15 protein-coding genes are annotated in these 15,374 nt (G+C 47.5%); 8 read left to right on the plus strand and 7 right to left on the minus strand.

The annotated features are described in order from the left end of the window. Positions 1–418 precede the first annotated feature (418 nt). Both MRBLPE1_RS04040 and MRBLPE1_RS04045 read left to right on the plus strand, forming a co-directional pair. On the plus strand, positions 419–541 hold the full coding sequence (locus MRBLPE1_RS04040; RefSeq protein WP_364141842.1) for a sporulation protein YjcZ: 123 nt from the start codon (positions 419–421) through the stop codon (positions 539–541). A gap of 189 nt (positions 542–730) precedes the next feature. Further along, complete coding sequence (locus MRBLPE1_RS04045) at positions 731–1,537, plus strand: DUF2935 domain-containing protein (RefSeq protein WP_414698849.1); 807 nt, start codon at positions 731–733, stop codon at positions 1,535–1,537. 142 nt (positions 1,538–1,679) lie between these two features. Here the strand turns inward: MRBLPE1_RS04045 and MRBLPE1_RS04050 are convergent, their stop codons facing one another. The 6 genes from MRBLPE1_RS04050 to MRBLPE1_RS04075 form a co-directional block, all read right to left on the minus strand. Then, positions 1,680–2,561, minus strand: a complete 882-nt coding sequence (locus MRBLPE1_RS04050; protein ID WP_364141846.1) for a carbohydrate ABC transporter permease — start codon at positions 2,559–2,561, stop codon at positions 1,680–1,682. A gap of 13 nt (positions 2,562–2,574) precedes the next feature. Beyond that, positions 2,575–3,456, minus strand: coding sequence for a carbohydrate ABC transporter permease (locus tag MRBLPE1_RS04055; protein ID WP_364141847.1), 882 nt, complete (start codon positions 3,454–3,456; stop codon positions 2,575–2,577). Positions 3,457–3,550: 94 nt separating this feature from the next. Beyond that, complete coding sequence (locus tag MRBLPE1_RS04060; RefSeq protein WP_364141849.1) at positions 3,551–4,876, minus strand: extracellular solute-binding protein; 1,326 nt, start codon at positions 4,874–4,876, stop codon at positions 3,551–3,553. Between the two features lie 110 nt (positions 4,877–4,986). After that, the gene (locus tag MRBLPE1_RS04065) at positions 4,987–5,775 is read right to left on the minus strand and encodes a response regulator transcription factor (RefSeq protein WP_364141851.1); all 789 of its coding nucleotides are present in this window, start codon (positions 5,773–5,775) and stop codon (positions 4,987–4,989) included. Beyond that, complete coding sequence (locus MRBLPE1_RS04070; RefSeq protein WP_364141853.1) at positions 5,750–7,531, minus strand: cache domain-containing sensor histidine kinase; 1,782 nt, start codon at positions 7,529–7,531, stop codon at positions 5,750–5,752. The genes MRBLPE1_RS04065 and MRBLPE1_RS04070 overlap by 26 nt, the downstream gene beginning before the upstream one ends. 185 nt (positions 7,532–7,716) lie before the next feature. Further along, entirely contained in the window at positions 7,717–8,931 is a 1,215-nt protein-coding gene (locus tag MRBLPE1_RS04075) for a chromate transporter (RefSeq protein ID WP_364141856.1), read from the minus strand. A gap of 258 nt (positions 8,932–9,189) precedes the next feature. Between MRBLPE1_RS04075 and MRBLPE1_RS04080 the strand changes: the two genes are divergently transcribed. The 6 genes from MRBLPE1_RS04080 to MRBLPE1_RS04105 all read left to right on the plus strand — a co-directional run bounded on the left by MRBLPE1_RS04080 (position 9,190) and on the right by MRBLPE1_RS04105 (position 14,191). Then, positions 9,190–10,863 carry a ribonuclease J gene (locus MRBLPE1_RS04080; RefSeq protein ID WP_364144477.1) on the plus strand — a complete coding sequence of 558 codons (1,674 nt, stop codon included), beginning with the start codon at positions 9,190–9,192 and terminating at the stop codon, positions 10,861–10,863. A gap of 164 nt (positions 10,864–11,027) precedes the next feature. Further along, entirely contained in the window at positions 11,028–11,870 is an 843-nt protein-coding gene (locus tag MRBLPE1_RS04085; RefSeq protein ID WP_364141859.1) for a Ku protein, read from the plus strand. After that, positions 11,867–12,757 (plus strand): DNA ligase, encoded by an 891-nt coding sequence (locus MRBLPE1_RS04090; protein WP_364141862.1) that lies wholly within the window; start codon positions 11,867–11,869, stop codon positions 12,755–12,757. Before MRBLPE1_RS04085 ends, MRBLPE1_RS04090 begins: the two co-directional genes overlap by 4 nt. Beyond that, positions 12,754–12,915: a hypothetical protein gene (locus MRBLPE1_RS04095; RefSeq protein WP_364141864.1), complete on the plus strand. Its 162-nt coding sequence runs from the start codon at positions 12,754–12,756 to the stop codon at positions 12,913–12,915. The genes MRBLPE1_RS04090 and MRBLPE1_RS04095 overlap by 4 nt, the downstream gene beginning before the upstream one ends. A gap of 2 nt (positions 12,916–12,917) precedes the next feature. Next, positions 12,918–13,232, plus strand: coding sequence for a hypothetical protein (locus MRBLPE1_RS04100; protein WP_364141867.1), 315 nt, complete (start codon positions 12,918–12,920; stop codon positions 13,230–13,232). Between the two features lie 296 nt (positions 13,233–13,528). Continuing rightward, complete coding sequence (locus tag MRBLPE1_RS04105) at positions 13,529–14,191, plus strand: TetR/AcrR family transcriptional regulator (protein WP_414698829.1); 663 nt, start codon at positions 13,529–13,531, stop codon at positions 14,189–14,191. A gap of 87 nt (positions 14,192–14,278) precedes the next feature. On the opposite strand, the gene MRBLPE1_RS04110 is transcribed toward MRBLPE1_RS04105, so the two are convergent. Next, positions 14,279–15,274 carry a cell wall hydrolase gene (locus MRBLPE1_RS04110; protein WP_364141873.1) on the minus strand — a complete coding sequence of 332 codons (996 nt, stop codon included), beginning with the start codon at positions 15,272–15,274 and terminating at the stop codon, positions 14,279–14,281. Positions 15,275–15,374 lie beyond the last annotated feature (100 nt).

Below are 15,374 nucleotides of genomic sequence, written 5' to 3' on the forward strand. Positions count from 1 at the left end.
AGAGTCAATTCATGGAAAGCGAAAATGCTATTCGGTTTTTTTATGGAGATGTTCAGTTATTCTAATAAAGAAAGATTGCAGCCTCCACCATCTGCTGTTGCCGTTCTTCTGCCAATAAGAGCAAGCAAATAAAAAAACTCCCTTGCTAAGCAAGGGAGTTAATAAATTTCAACGTTGTTACACTCCGGCTTCATGAAACATATCGGATGATTTTTTGTAAGCGACCGTTCCAAGGAGCAGAGTCGGGATACTGCTCAGTAAAATAAATAAGGCAAACAGCTTCGTTTTTAAAACGAATACTTTTCCAAGTAAGCCATCATTTGTCTAGGCTGCTGTCATTACGGTACAAACGTCCATACGCAAAGTGCCGTCCATACATAATCTACAGGGTACTCAGAACTTTGGGAGGTGAAAAGGAATGGGCGGATTTGTAGGCGGTGCTAACAACAGTGTTGGCATGATCCTGGTATTGTTCATTTTGTTGGTCATTATAGCGTGCAGCTGCGGTGTTTTTGGCGGCGGATACGGCAAAGGCTATTAATTTCACCGCATCTGTATAGCAGCGTAAGTTCGCAGCTTGGTATACGCGGTACTATCGTTAATCATAGCAGCAGGCTGCCGGGATTTTCCCGGCAGCTTTTTACATACGAATAAGGCATCAGAACCAACCAAAAAGCATACGGAGAGGCCTGCCGTCATACAGTATTTGGAGTATGATCACTCGAAGGAGATGATATCATTGCCAGATCCGTTTGTAGCACGGTCTTTAGAGGAAGTAAGATTTTGGTCGCGGATAATGAAGGAGCATTCCTTATTTTTGAGACTGGGCTTCCGATGCGAAGATACTCAGCTGATAAATGAAGCAAATCAATTCTACGCCATTTTTGAAACGATAGAAAATAAAGCCAACGCATACACGATGGGAACGGATCCCGCCGTAATCAGAAGATTTAATGAAGAAGTCCATACTGCCGTGTCCTATATTTGGGCCTTCAAGAGAAAGGTGCTTGGTTTGATTCTGACCTGCCAGCTTCCCGGCGCAAACAACTTTCCATTGCTAGTAGATCACGTGAGCAGGGAAGCCAATTATTTCAGGAACCGGTTAGCGGAATTAAATCTAGGCAGATTGGAGCCATTGCCTGACGCGATCATAGACGAGAATGTATTCTTCCTGAGAATCATGGCCGACCATGCCAAATTTATTAGTCATCTGTTAGATCCATCAGAGCGGCAGCTGGTTGAGCAGGCCAATAACTTCAGTCAAGAATTCGACCAACTGCTGTTTCAAGCCAAGGATTTGGAGTCCATGCGTCCTCAATCGCAAACGGTCCCGCTTCTTGACCAATTTCTTGATCAAAATCGGGTTTCCGTAAAATCGCTTCGCGACTTTAAGAAAACGGCGCGGGACTTAATTGAAGCCTGCCGGATTAAAAGCATCATCCATCCGCTGCTGGCGGATCATGTGTTTAGGGAAGCGGAACATTTCCTAATCATCATCGATATGTTCGATGAAAGCCTTACTGGTAAAACCGGATGACGTTCCAGCTCTGGCAGAGCTGTTAAGAGAAGCACAAAGGCCATGCAAACTGGTGCTGGGCATAGCAAAAAACGAGTACCGTCTCTTGAAGACAGTACTCGTTTTTGTTTGTGATTGTTAGCGGGGCAAGATTGGTCCCCTCTCAGCCTTTGACCGAACCTGCGGCAATCCCTTCGACAATCCGATTGCTAAGGAAGAGAAACGTAATCAAGATCGGCAAAATGCTGATCATGAGCGTTGCGCCGATTGCTCCCCAGTCCGTCGTATATTGGCCGATAAAATTTTGAACGCCCACGGTTAACGTTTTGTAAGCATCCGAGCTAATAAACGTATTAACAAAAATAAATTCATTCCAGTTGTAAATCATGTTTATGATCGCCGTCGTTGCAAGAACGGAGCTCGTCATCGGAAACACGATCTGCACGAACATCCGGTTAACCGAACAGCCGTCTATGATCGCCGCTTCCTCGACCTCGCGCGGCAGCGCATAATAAAAACCTAGCAGTATCATAATCGTTATCGGCATATTAAACGCGACATACGACAAAATGAGAGACAAAGGATGATCCGTTAAACCGACTTTATTAAACAGACTAAACAGCGGTATGAGGGTCGAATGAACGGGAATCATCATCGCAACCATGAATAAACCTAGCACGAATGAGCTGCCCTTCCATTTCATCCTTGTAACGGCATAGGTAACTAGACTGCCTAGAATGACGGTCAGCAGCGTAGCCGCAATCGTAATCCAAACGCTGTTGAAAAAATAAATATCGATGTTCCCTGCGCTCCACACCTTCTCGTAGTTTTCCCAGCGAGGATTTAACGGAAGCGACAGCGGAGGAAGATTAAATACTTCCTGATTGTTTTTAAGCGAGAAAAACAAAAGCCATACGAGCGGAAACAATTGCATCGCGGCCACCGCAATCAATACGGCATATAACACGGAATACCCAAGCTTAGAGCCAATGCCCGGACCTGATTCCGTTATCCCATGCCGGTTCTTTGCGTTTCCAGAAATCATGAAACGTTCCTCCTTACGAGTATTGGATCGTATCTTTGGTTGCGGTTAATTTGCGAATGACCCAAGTAACAGCAAGGCAGATGACCAGAAGGAAAAAGCCGATAGCGCTTCCGTATCCAAAGTCGTATGCCCGAAACGCCTCGTGATACATATAAGAGGCCATCACTTCGCTGGATCCGTTTGGACCGCCATCTGTCATAACAAAAATCAGATCGAAATATTTCAAAGAACCGACCACGGCCAAAACGATTGTTACTTTAATGACTTCCATTACGAGCGGAAGTTTAATTTTCCATGCAATTTGCAGCGCATTCGCCCCGTCAATCTTAGCTGCTTCCTCTAGCGATGCCGGGATGTTCTTGAGCGCCGCATAATAGATTAAAATATAAAAACCCGCGTATTGCCAAAGAATCGGTATAAACAAAGCGAATAATACGATTGAGGACTCAGCGAGCCACGCGGGAGGGTTTGCGATACCCAGTGATTCCAACACACTGTTCAAAACACCGTTTGTCGGATGGTAGATTTTGAGCCAAAGCTGCGCAATGGCGACCGATGAAAGCAGCATTGGAAGAAGATAGATTTTGCGAAATAGATTTGCTCCTTTAATACGAGCAGCCAATACCATCGCGACGATGAGATATAGCAAAAGACTGATTCCGGAAAACAATGCCAACAGAAGCGAATGCCATGCGCTGTTCCAGAATGTTTGGTCTTTGAATAATGCGAGATAGTTGTCCAGCCCAACGAATTTCATTGCGCCGATACCATTCCACTCGTTTAATCCGTAGTAAGCGGTCAGAACGATCGGGATGTATACGATAGCCAGAATCAGAAGGAGAGACGGCAGCACATATAGCGCGATTATTTTTTTGTTCGAAAGCACTTTGTCCAATTGGTCCGGCTCCTTTCCGCCAAATTTGATTTTGCGGAAGACCTATTTGGTAGTTATACCTATAGATCTTCCATCCCTGCATAGGATCAAAACCTTATTTTCCTGCGGAAATTGCCTTGTCGTGTTCCTCGGAGAACTTCTCCGGTGTCGCCGCTTTCCCGAACAGTGCTTGAATCATATTAAGATGCGTCTCGGCAGCGTTGGCCTCCATTTGTACATCCGCAAACAAAGTAATGCTGCTTGCTTGATTCATTTCATTAAAGAGGTCTTTGTACAGCTGTGGCAGCTCCATGCTCGAAGCATCAACTTTGGTAGCGGGAATGACGCCTGCTCCGGTTACGGATTGCTCCCCCCATTTGGTAACGAAATATTCTACGAATGCCTTGGCTTCTGCTTTGACCGCCGAATTCTCGGCAACGAATAGCCCAACGCCCGGACCGCCTACCCAGCTGTTGATGTCTCCTTTGCCGCCCTCAACCGTCGGGAATTTGAAGAAGCCTACGCTGTCGCGGAAATCCTGCGGAATGTCTTCGTTTGTCGTGAAGTTCGGCAGCTCCCATGTACCCATCATGTACATTGCGGCTTTGCCGTTCAGAAACTCCGACTTCGCTTCTTCGTTCGATAGTCCGTTAAATCCTTTTACGAATGCGTTGCTGTCGACAAGCGTTTGCACCTCAGTCGCTGCTTTTACCAAACCTTCATCCATGAATGATCCGGACCCGTTAATTGCGCCGGATAATGCTTGCTGGCCTGCCATACGGTCAGCCAGGTACATATACCAGAGAGAACCGGTCCAACGATCCTTGTTGCCGAGTGCTATCGGAGCTACGCCATTATCGGACAGCGTTTTCACAACGGCCTTTAATTGCTCGTAGGTTTGCGGTATTTCAAGCTTATATTTCTCGAATATTGCTTTGTTGTAATATACCGGCGCAATATTGAATTCCAGTGGAAGCGCATACGTCTTACCGTCAATGGCATAAGCTTCCGTCGTGCCTGATACGAACTTGCCATTTAGCTCGCCGCTTAACAAATCATCTACCGGCGTGAACAGATTCCCTTTCACATAAGGCTGCAAAAATCCCGCTGCCCACGTAACGCCGACATCCGGTAATTTATTGGAAGCGGATAGTACCTTCAGCTTGTTCTTGTACTGCTCATTATCCAAAACCTCTTGTTTGACCGTAACGTTCGGATGCTCGGTCTGATATTCTTTAATAATTTGATTTACGATTTTGTTTTGTCCTGCGGATACGCCTTCCGGCCATAGATGCATAAAGTTAACTGTTACTTTGTCCTTGCCGTCGCTAGCGCTGCCATTCGCGGCGCTGCTGCCCTCATTGCTGTTTTTACCGCAGCCTGCTGCCACCAATACGAGACAAATGATTAATGAAACCGTAATCCATTTTTTGCTGAACACGTTTACATCCCCTTCTTTCTAATCGTTAGCGCGATGAAACCGCTTTAATTAGATTGTAGCAACTTACCGAAGTTGCCGTAAGGTAACAAGCATTGGGACTAATACCACTATTATTGGATTCGCTCATCGTGATCCGATAAGCCTTGGCGATATTGTCCCGGACTGACATTCTCGATCGTCCGAAAGACTTTCACGAAATACTTTGCCGTTTGGTAGCCAACCTGCTCAGCGATTTCTGCTATCGATAACCGGGTATTCACAAGCAGTTCCTTTGCCCTTTGTATTCTTCTTCTGCTTAAATAGTCGCTAAACGTAAGCCCTGTCTGCTCTTTAAACAGGACGCTGAAATAACTGGCATTCATATGCAAATGCTCAGCTACCGCACGCATCGACAACTGCTCGCTCAGATGCTCGTCTAAATAACGATGCGCTTCGCGTACCTGCGCCCCGTACTGCTTCTCCTCCTGCACCGTCTCCAGCAGCTTCGGGTCAAAAAGCTTCTCCATCCTCTCAATCCGGTTCATATCCTCTTCCCGTTTCAATGCCGTCTCTACCGCTTGAACGAGCTTACTTTTGTCCAAAGGCTTTAATAAATAGGAGACAACTCCCAGCTGGAGCGCTTTTTGGGCGTAATCGAATTCTGGATGCCCCGAAATCACGACCACAACCGGCGGATGCGCCATTACGCTTAACCTCTCGACTAATTCAAGTCCGCCAACCTCGGGCATTCGAATGTCGGTTACGAGTAAATTGACATCGTTCTGCTGCAGCCAGGATAACGCTTCTACCCCGCTGGACGCCGTTTCTATCCGATACCGGCCGAGGGACCACGCTTCCAATGTTTTACGAATGCCTTGCCTTGTTCTTGGTTCATCATCCACGATTAGTATTGTTTTCACGCTTGGTATGCCCTCCGAATCTATTCGGTATTTCAAAAATAATGGTTGTGCCCTTCCCCAGCTCGCTTTGAATATCCAATCCGCTGCTTTCCAGCTGGTAATAAAGCCTAAGCCTGCGCTCAACGTTGGAAATTCCAACGCCGGTTCCCTTGGACCCGCTCACATGCCCTTCTTTCATGGACGCTTGCAGGGCACGAACGGTATTCGTATCCATTCCAGGGCCGTCGTCGGTTACCATAATTCGCGTATACCCGGATCGGCTCGAAGATTCCGCGTGCAGCAAGACCGTGCCTGGCCCGATCCGCTGCTCTACGCCATGCAGAATCGCATTCTCGACCAGCGGTTGAATGAGCAGCTTCGGAAGCGGTATGCTTCGGCAATCATCATCGGCTTCGATCCGCCATGACAGCCTATCGACCATTCGCATCTCCATGATCTTTAAGTATCTTTCCGCATGATCTAACTCGTCGCCTATCGTCACCCATTCATCATCGTCAGTCCGATTGATGACGTAGCGGAACAATCCCGACATGGCAACAACGATTTGCGCAAGCTCCTCTTCCCCCTTCTCGTCCAGCTCCCAATAAAACGCTTCCAATGTATTGAACAGAAAATGCGGATTAATCTGCGATTGCAGCGCTTTAAGCTCCGTTCGGCTTTGAATGATTTCCTTTTGATAAACAACCTCGATTAGCTCATTCAAAGAATCGACCATCTGGTTATACGTATTGTTCAGCTCGTTGATTTCCATCGTTGAGGATGTGTTCGGATTAGCCTTCAATGTGCCGAACCTTGCGCCCCGCATCGCCTTTATCAAGTTTAGGATTGGCCTTGTGATCATCGTCGACAAAATAAAAGTTAAAACGAGGAACAGTAAGCCGCCGACCGCCCCAGAGACGATGATGGCTGTACGGAGCACGGAAATACCGGCAGTCGCATAATTCACAGGGGTTAATATGGCCAGCTTCCACCCTGTTTCCTTCGACTGCTGTTGAATAACGATATAGGACTCGCCCTCAACTGTAATGGTTTCGCCCCCGTGGTCCAGCATCATTCCCGCATCTACGTCAGCCGGAAAATCCGAAAAGATATTTTGCCCGGTCCCGTCAAAAAGACCCATGGTCTCCCGCGTTTCGTTTTCATTGTCCGCCTCGTTATCCGTTAGCTCAAAATAGCTTTTTTCGATATAAACCACTAAATAACCAGCATGGACAAAGGACCGGTCCATCAGGCGCACATGGCGTATGGCAATGACAACATCCGGGTCCTGCGGATCGAAACCAAACCAAACGAGGCGGCCCTTTCCGCTGTCTGCGCGCTTAATCCATTCCTCCGGCACCCGATTTTCCAGGCTTACATCGTCAAGCGGGAACAATCTTCTGTAATCCGTGGTGTACATTTCAAGCGACCGGATGCCCGTAGCGTACGCCTCGTATTTACGCGCATCCTGTTGGAGCGATTGACGCTCTTCGAAACGGATCGGCTTGCCGTCAATTTCTTGCGCCAATAGTCGCTGGATGGAAGGATTCGTAGCAACCTGCGCCGTAAGCGTATCGATTTGACCGAGCAGTACGTCCAGCTTGCCCATCGCCTGAACGGCCGTCTGTTGAATATGCTTCTCCGCGCTGTTTCGCAAAAGGACAGAAACCTGATCATACACGAAGTAGCCGACCGATGCCAGAACGATGACCATGACTAGCATAAATCCGATGAATATCTGGTTTCGCAGCGTATTAAGCTGTCCTAGCTTTTTCAATATTTACATTCCCTTCTTAAGAAGCTATATCGAAACTACTATACACAATCCCCGAGAATAAAAGAAAGCCCCGACTTAAAGCATTTCATTCCATTTATCATAAGAGACGCAATTTCAGCTTGAATAAAATGAAAAGGAAAAGGGGTAATGAACGATAAAACCGTTCATTACCCCTTTTTTACTTGTTAAAGGAGACCAAGCATGATTCCGCCTGCCGATCCCGTAACAACGATCAACCAGGAAGGCAGCTTCCAAATGGCAAGCATAACAAACAAAATGGCGGCCAGCGCGAAATCACCCGGTTCCATAATCGCGGTCGTCCATAAAGGATCGTACAGCGCCGCTAGTAAAATACCAACAACGGCAGCATTAATTCCGATTAACATGCCTTGGATTTTTGGATTGTTCCTCAAAACATTCCAAAAAGGAAGAGCGCCGGCAACAAGAAGGTAAGCCGGCAGAAAGATGGCCGTCGTCGCAATAATCGCACCCGATAAGCCTCCGGCAACGGTTCCGAGATAACTCGCAAACGTAAACAGCGGCCCCGGTACGGCCTGCGCTGCCCCATACCCTGTTAGGAAATCCTCCTTGCTTACCCATCCCGCGGAAACGATTTCGTGCTCGAGAAGCGGTAAAACCACATGGCCTCCGCCAAATACAAGAGAACCTGTACGGTAAAAACTGTCGAACATCGCCAGCCATTCGAGATCCGACGCTTGTCTGAGAAGAGGCAGCGCAATTAGCAGCATAAAAAAGAGAACGAGACAGGTCACGGCAAAGGAACGGCTGATCGTTATGTTCAATACAGGGGCTGCTTCCGCTGCCTTCTTACGGTACAGCCATAGCCCGATAAGCCCGGCTGCAGCAATAATGATGATTTGGGAGTACGCCGTCTGCCAAAATAACATAATCGAGGCTGCCATCACCGCGATCATCGCCCTATCCCGGTCTGGCGCAAGCTTCTGCCCCATCCCAAGGACGGCATGGGCGACGACGGCTACAGCTACGATCTTCAATCCATGGATCCAACCCATGAATCCGATGTCATAGCTTTTAATTAGGAAAGCGAACGCCACTAACGCAAGGATCGAAGGAAGCGTGAATCCCAGCCAAGCCGCCAGACCTCCTAACCACCCTGCCCTTACGATCCCTGCTCCAATGCCGACTTGACTGCTCGCGGGTCCCGGCAGAAACTGGCACAGCGCCACAAGTTCCGCGTAACTTCGTTCATCCATCCACTTTCGACGGCGGATATACTCATTATGAAAATAACCAAGATGCGCAATCGGCCCTCCAAAAGATGTTAATCCGAGTTTTGCGGAAGCGCCGAAAACCTCTATTACGGCTGTAAACCTTCCTATCTTTTTATCTTGTTTTACGGTTTCTCGAATCGTTTCCATTTCGTTTTCTAGCTCCCTTGATCAAAAATGAAACTGCAGGCTGCTTTCATTGTAACCCGTGCTGGGACGAGATTCAGCCCTTTTTTGCTTTTTAACAAATTCTTTATATATTCGCCTTGCAGTAAAAATGAAATCAAAATGGCAAGCCTATGCTGCATATAACAATGACATTAATGGCACAATAATCCGAGTTTTAAGCTTAACTTTTTCTTGAAAAGCTTAATGATGATTGTACCGGAGGGACAAACAGTGAATAAGATGAGCATAGAAACGGATACGCTTTCGATCTTCGCCCTTGGCGGCGTGTATGAAATCGGCAAAAATATGTATGTTGTACAGTATGGGGACGATATTGTCGTCATTGACTGCGGCTCGAAATTTCCTGACGAAACCCTTCTAGGCATCGATCTGATTGTCCCTGATATTTCTTATCTCTTGGACAATAAAGATAAAGTACGCGCTTTGGTGGTTACCCATGGGCACGAGGACCATATCGGCGGTATACCGTATATTTTAAAACAGCTGAACATTCCCTTATACGGTTCGCGTTTGACGCTCGGCTTAATTAAAGGAAAGCTGAAAGAGCACCGTCTCAAAGAAACGACATTGCATGAAATCCAATCTGACTCTTTGATTGAATTAGGCGCCATGAAGCTTTCTTTTTTCCGAACGAACCACAGCATACCTGATTGCCTTGGGATTGTATTGGACACTCCAGAGGGAACAGTCGTTCATACCGGAGATTTTAAATTTGACCTCTCGCCCTCCAACAAACAATTTCCCGATATTCACAGAATGGCTGGCATTGGCGAAAAAGGGGTTCTCGTTTTATTATCCGAGAGCACGAACGCCGAACGGCCGGGCTTTACCCCCTCGGAGAGATTGGTCGGAGAACGGATCGAAGAAGTGTTCCAGAAAGCGCAAAACAAAATTTTCTTGTCGACTTTCGCTTCCAACGTCAACCGCCTGCAGCAGGTAGTAGATGCTGCGATCATTACAAACCGCAAGCTGCTGCTGCTCGGCAGAAGCATGGTCAATGTGGTGGCGATTGCGCAGGAGCTCGGATATATCAACATACCCGATGGGATGCTGATTGAGGCAAAGGAAGCCAATTCGCTTCCGAGAGAGCAAGTAGCCGTTTTGTGTACGGGAAGCCAAGGAGAGCCGCTGGCCGCGCTTTCCCGCCTTGCAAGCTCCACCTATCCGCATACCGAAATTTCACCTGGAGATACGGTTATTTTAGCGTCTTCCCCCATTCCCGGCAATGAAAGAAACGTTGCGAGCATGCTGAACCATCTCTATTTGCTTGGCGCAAACGTCATCCATGGATCTAGTGCTGCCTCAGGCATGCATGTCTCCGGTCATGGCAGCCAGGAAGAACTTAAGCTTATGCTAACGCTGATGAAACCTAAGTTTTTTGTTCCCATTCACGGGGAATATCGAATGCTGTATCAGCACCGGCAATTGGCAGAATCCGTAGGCGTCGAAAGCGACCATATCTACATTTTAAATAACGGTGATATCCTTGATATCAAAGGCGAAAATGTCCAGCAGCTGCGCAAAGTCACAGCCGGAAATACGCTTGTCGATGGACTCGGGATCGGTGATATCGGAAATATCGTCTTACGAGACCGTAAACACCTCGCCGAGGATGGTATTCTAGTAGTGGTGATTACGCTTAGCCGAACCGAAGGGACCATTCTATCGGGACCTGATATCATTAGCCGCGGCTTCGTCTATGTGAGAGAATCCGAAGCCCTGCTCGGTGAAGTCAGCCAGTTAGTAATAAAAACGATCGGAGACCTTCAAGAGAACGGAAATGACGGGAAATGGTCTATTCTCAAGCATCGAATCAAGGAATCGATAAGCAAATATTTATACGCCAAAACAAAGAGAAGACCGATGATTCTGCCCATCATAATTGAAGTGTAGATGAAGACGCAGATAAAGACGCAGTTCCCCTCACCTCTTTTTAGAGCTGCAGGGGATTTTTTTGTTGCGCGCATCCAGATCGTTAGATGTCACGGAATATATTTCAAAGCCGTATACTTTTTACCGCCCAGAGCACCCTAAAAGAAAAAATGGATGTGATAGACATGCATACGGTCTGGAAAGGCGCAATCAGCTTCGGGTTAGTCCATGTGCCGGTAAAAATGTATACCGCCACCGAGGATAAAGACATACATTTTCGAAGCCTGCATAAGGAATGCGGGATGCCGATTAATTACGCAAAAACTTGCCGGCACTGCGAAAAGGAAATCGGCCCGGATGAAATCGTGAAAGGTTTCGAATATGAGAAAGACAAGTTTGTCATCGTTAAAGAAGAAGAGCTCGATAGCATTAAAGATGAATCCGCTAAAACGATCAAAATATTAGATTTCGTTGACTTACAGGATATCGATCCGCTGTATTTTCAAAAAGCCTATTACTTATCACCTGACATGGCTGGAGCCGGCGCATATAGTTTGCTGCTTGAGGCCATTAAACAAACGGGGAAGATCGGCATTGCCAAAATATCCATCCGAAGCAAAAGCAGCTTGGCTGCCATCCGGGTGGTCGGAAACTGCATTTGTTTAGAAACGATGTATTTTCCGGACGAAATCCGCTCATTAACCCAGGTTCCTAATTTACCTCCCGTAAGCGTGGTGAACGAGAAGGAATTATCGATGGCCAAAGCACTCGTGGAGCAGCTCAGCGAGACGTTTGATCCGGAAAAATATACGGATGATTACCGTTTGGCGTTAACTGCATTAATCGAGCAAAAGATGGCCGAGGAAAGCATCGATATCGTATCCTCCCCTGCCGCAGAAGGACGCTCTAACGTAATTGATCTCTTGGCTACCTTGCAAGCCAGCTTAGATGCTACCAAGATGACCCCGCCTGCGGCTGCGCCAAAAAGAAAGCGCACCGCGAAGAAAGCGAAGGATCATGTCTCATGAGCATGCTCCTTCCTTCTGTCCCGATGGCGCCTGTAACCTCGCCCGATATACCGGTTGGTCCGGATTGGGGGTATCAAATTAAATGGGATGGCGTGCGCACGCCGGTACGGCTGGATGGCAGAAATGGCGTCGAGCTTTTTTCGAAGCGAATGGAGCCCCGAAACGGTACCTTTCCGGAAATCGTCGATCTCTTAAAGCCAATCAACATTGGGGCTTCGGTTTTGGATGGAGAAATCGCGTATTTCGATGGCACAAGGCCGAATTTCCAACGTGTTCGGCTTGGCGTCCGCAAAAGAAAATATGACGAATCCCTCATTTACGTCATGTTCGACTTATTGTATGACGACGGAGAAGATATAAGGTCCCTCCCTTTCAAGGAGCGGTATGCGCGGCTTGCCGCCAAATTCCCGAACAAGGAGCCGCGGCTGTTTGTCAGTGACCTGTTTTATGATGGACCCGCCCTTTGGAACTGGGTTAATGACCGGGAATGGGAAGGCATCATCTCCAAGCATTTGGACAGCCCTTACGTCGAAGGCAAGAAACATAATCATTGGTTTAAAAAGCGGAAAGAAGTACGGATCGTCGCAGATGTGGTAGGAGTGAAGCTGAAGGATAAAAAAGTATCCAGTCTCGTGCTGCGTTACGAGGATCGGTACATTGGCCATGTCTCCGGCTTGGACAACGCATCGAAACAGGTGCTTGAGCAATTCATGCGAACCCATCGCGGGAGTTGTCCTTTTCCGGAATTGTCGGCAGGCATGAAAAAGTCTGACGTCATTTGGTTGAGTGTGCCGTTCCCCTGCCGCGTGACTGCTCTGGAGTTTACCGATACCGGTCTGCTGCGGCAGCCCAAATTAATTGGATTCGGAGGCGGTGATGAATCATGAAAGAGGGAGATAACGTACGGTTGAGAGGTTATCCCAAAGATTCAAAAATAGGCAAAGTCCGCAGGGTATCTAATCTGTATGTTGAGGTTTCCTGGATAATGGGCAGCGGCTGGAAGCACGTTGTTGAGCATGATATTCATGATTTGGAAGGAGTATAGGAATGCTCAATGAAAAGACAACGTTAGTTACCTGCATCGGCTGTAACGGGGTAAGCCAGATCCCTGTCGAGGATTTACTGGATCATCTGTGCATTCACTGCGGCAAATCAACAATCGAAATGAAAGAGAAGGACAAGGAATCATTAGTAAGCGATATCGATAAGGCTTCGGATGAGCTGGATTATGTTGTCGGAGGGGTCATGCAAGGCAGCATGGGACCCGACGAAGCCGTGGAATGGCTCGAACATGATGCAAGTGAAATCGGCAATACGCTGGATAAAGCACGTGAATATATCGAGGATAACAAAATGGGATAAGTGCGAGGGGCAATGAAGGTAGTCACCATCGTTGCCTTTTCACCCCTATTGCATTCAGCGTATGCTCTTTCCTGCAAGATCAGATTGATTAACCTTATTCTTATATGTAACGGATTCACTGCGCGGTCGAAGCATGCTTCCGACAAGCCGGAGACCTTGCTTTCGCGTAATGAACCGTGATAACTGCGCCCCAATATAATTTTGCATGCCCGGTACGACAAACAGCTTTCCTTCCTCCAAAGCCCGAAGGGCAACCTCTACAACTTTTTCCGGTGTGTCTTTCTTTCCGACAGAGTATGAGCGATCATGACAATTCCTCCGCAAACACGAACACACGACAGTTAAAAACCTACCAAGAAGTCCGTTTGCAAAATAATGAGAATCTCCGCAAGCTTGTTATTGATGCTGCGGCAGCGCTTTTACAAGAAGAGGGACCGGAAGCCGTAACCGTGCGCAGAGTATCACAGAAAATGGATTGCTCGACGAAAATTATTTACAGCTTGTTTGTCAATAAAGAAGGATTGGCTCAGCAGCTTTATCTTGAGGGCTGCAAAATTCTTGCCCATGAACTCGAGGGGACGCCGCAAGCTGCCCATCCGGCTCAGTATATACGGAATATAGGCGAAGCCTATTGGCAGTTCGGACAGCGTTACTCCAGCTATTATAAGCTGATGTTCGGAGGAGCTTTCGCTGATTTTAAACCGGATGAGGGAAGCATGCAAGGCACCGTAACCGCCATGCGTCAATTATTGACCGTGGTCAGCCATGCGCAAGAAAATGGATTGATTTCCGGCCAGTATGACACCGAATCCGTTGTGCGTATTTTCTGGGCCCCGCTTCACGGTGTTATTCATCTTTACTTTGGCGGACACTTGGGTGATGTACAATCGGCCCATGCCTTATACCGGCAAACTTTATCTTTGATTGTAAGCTCGTTCTTTCCGGATCCAATTCGCTGAAAGGGAAACCAAATCAATAGGCATCATTCCGCGTTCAAGAAAAAAGCCCGCTGCGGCCTGACGGCCATAGCGGGCTAACCTATCTTCCTATCTTGCAAAACGATGATGGCCGATTGTCGCAATGACATCCAGGCTAGACCAAAACGATCCTTTGGAAACATTGGGGTTAAAGAAATAGACCGCATTCTCCACGTTGTTTTTGCCGTTCAAGGCATCCTTGGCGGCGCGAAGCACGCTTGCGTTAGGTTTACTTTTGTCAAGCAAACCGTTATGGGCTGGCGGGAACTGCTTCCCTGAATAGATAACGTCTCGGATCGTATCCGGGAAGTTTGTATCCTTCACCCTGTTTAATATGACATTGGCTAAGGCAAGCTGGCCCTCATAGGACTCATAACCGGCTTCAACCATCGTAATTTTGGCAAGCAGCATGAGATCCGATTCCGTGAACGGTTTTACCGGATGATTGAAGATCGAAGGAATAACGACTTTTAGCTTCGTTCCCGGATTGTCGATTGCTTTGCCATCCAGTCCGTTCCGCTTCAATAGTTCGGGCTTGCTGCTGCCAAATTCCTTGCTTATATCATCCAATCCGTACACTTCCGTTATAACGGCTGGCTGCACCGTTATGAGTTCGATGACATCTGTTTCCGTATTCAATTGCACGTTAGCGTGCAGCAATTCCGACAGCTGACGCAGAGGAACATAGAGCCTGCCGTCCGTCAAGATTGGAGCCGCATCCATCCGGTAGCGGCCTTCGTTGAAATAGACTACGGGCACGCCGTTACCCAGCACGATGGTATCCCCTAAAGCCGTATGTATCGTTACTTCCTCATTCACGCCGTCCCAATTAAAATTCGCTCCGAATAGCCCGGCTATGCGAGCCATAGGCACATACAATCTTCCGTCCCGTATAAAAGCAGGGTCTGTCATCGTCACCAATTCACCGTTAAGTTTTATCTTCAAATCACTCGGAGTCCCGGCTTCTCCCGCGGAGACGATAGACATCGGTCCGTTACAGAGCAGAAAAAACGCCAAAACCATTACGGTAAAAAGTCTTTTGAATGGCATGCCTTCTCTAATCATGAGTACCTCCCAGCACATCATGTTGGGTTAAACTCCCAACATTCATCTTCTGGGCAAAATTATATCACAGCTAAATACACCTTTAGGATTAACATTTTCA

Origin of the sequence: Paenibacillus sp. LPE1-1-1.1 (assembly GCF_040676435.1) — a bacterium.
In the GTDB taxonomy this organism is placed as follows: domain Bacteria; phylum Bacillota; class Bacilli; order Paenibacillales; family Paenibacillaceae; genus Pristimantibacillus.

Coding starts and splice junctions, on each gene's coding strand:
- MRBLPE1_RS04040 (WP_364141842.1), top strand. CDS start 419: ATGGGCGGATTTGTAGGCGGTGCTAACAACAGTGTTGGCATGATCCTG.
- MRBLPE1_RS04045 (WP_414698849.1), top strand. CDS start 731: ATGATATCATTGCCAGATCCGTTTGTAGCACGGTCTTTAGAGGAAGTA.
- MRBLPE1_RS04050 (WP_364141846.1), bottom strand. CDS start 2,561: ATGATTTCTGGAAACGCAAAGAACCGGCATGGGATAACGGAATCAGGT.
- MRBLPE1_RS04075 (WP_364141856.1), bottom strand. CDS start 8,931: ATGGAAACGATTCGAGAAACCGTAAAACAAGATAAAAAGATAGGAAGG.
- MRBLPE1_RS04080 (WP_364144477.1), top strand. CDS start 9,190: ATGAGCATAGAAACGGATACGCTTTCGATCTTCGCCCTTGGCGGCGTG.
- MRBLPE1_RS04085 (WP_364141859.1), top strand. CDS start 11,028: ATGCATACGGTCTGGAAAGGCGCAATCAGCTTCGGGTTAGTCCATGTG.
- MRBLPE1_RS04090 (WP_364141862.1), top strand. CDS start 11,867: ATGAGCATGCTCCTTCCTTCTGTCCCGATGGCGCCTGTAACCTCGCCC.
- MRBLPE1_RS04095 (WP_364141864.1), top strand. CDS start 12,754: ATGAAAGAGGGAGATAACGTACGGTTGAGAGGTTATCCCAAAGATTCA.
- MRBLPE1_RS04100 (WP_364141867.1), top strand. CDS start 12,918: ATGCTCAATGAAAAGACAACGTTAGTTACCTGCATCGGCTGTAACGGG.
- MRBLPE1_RS04105 (WP_414698829.1), top strand. CDS start 13,529: ATGAGCGATCATGACAATTCCTCCGCAAACACGAACACACGACAGTTA.
- MRBLPE1_RS04110 (WP_364141873.1), bottom strand. CDS start 15,274: ATGATTAGAGAAGGCATGCCATTCAAAAGACTTTTTACCGTAATGGTT.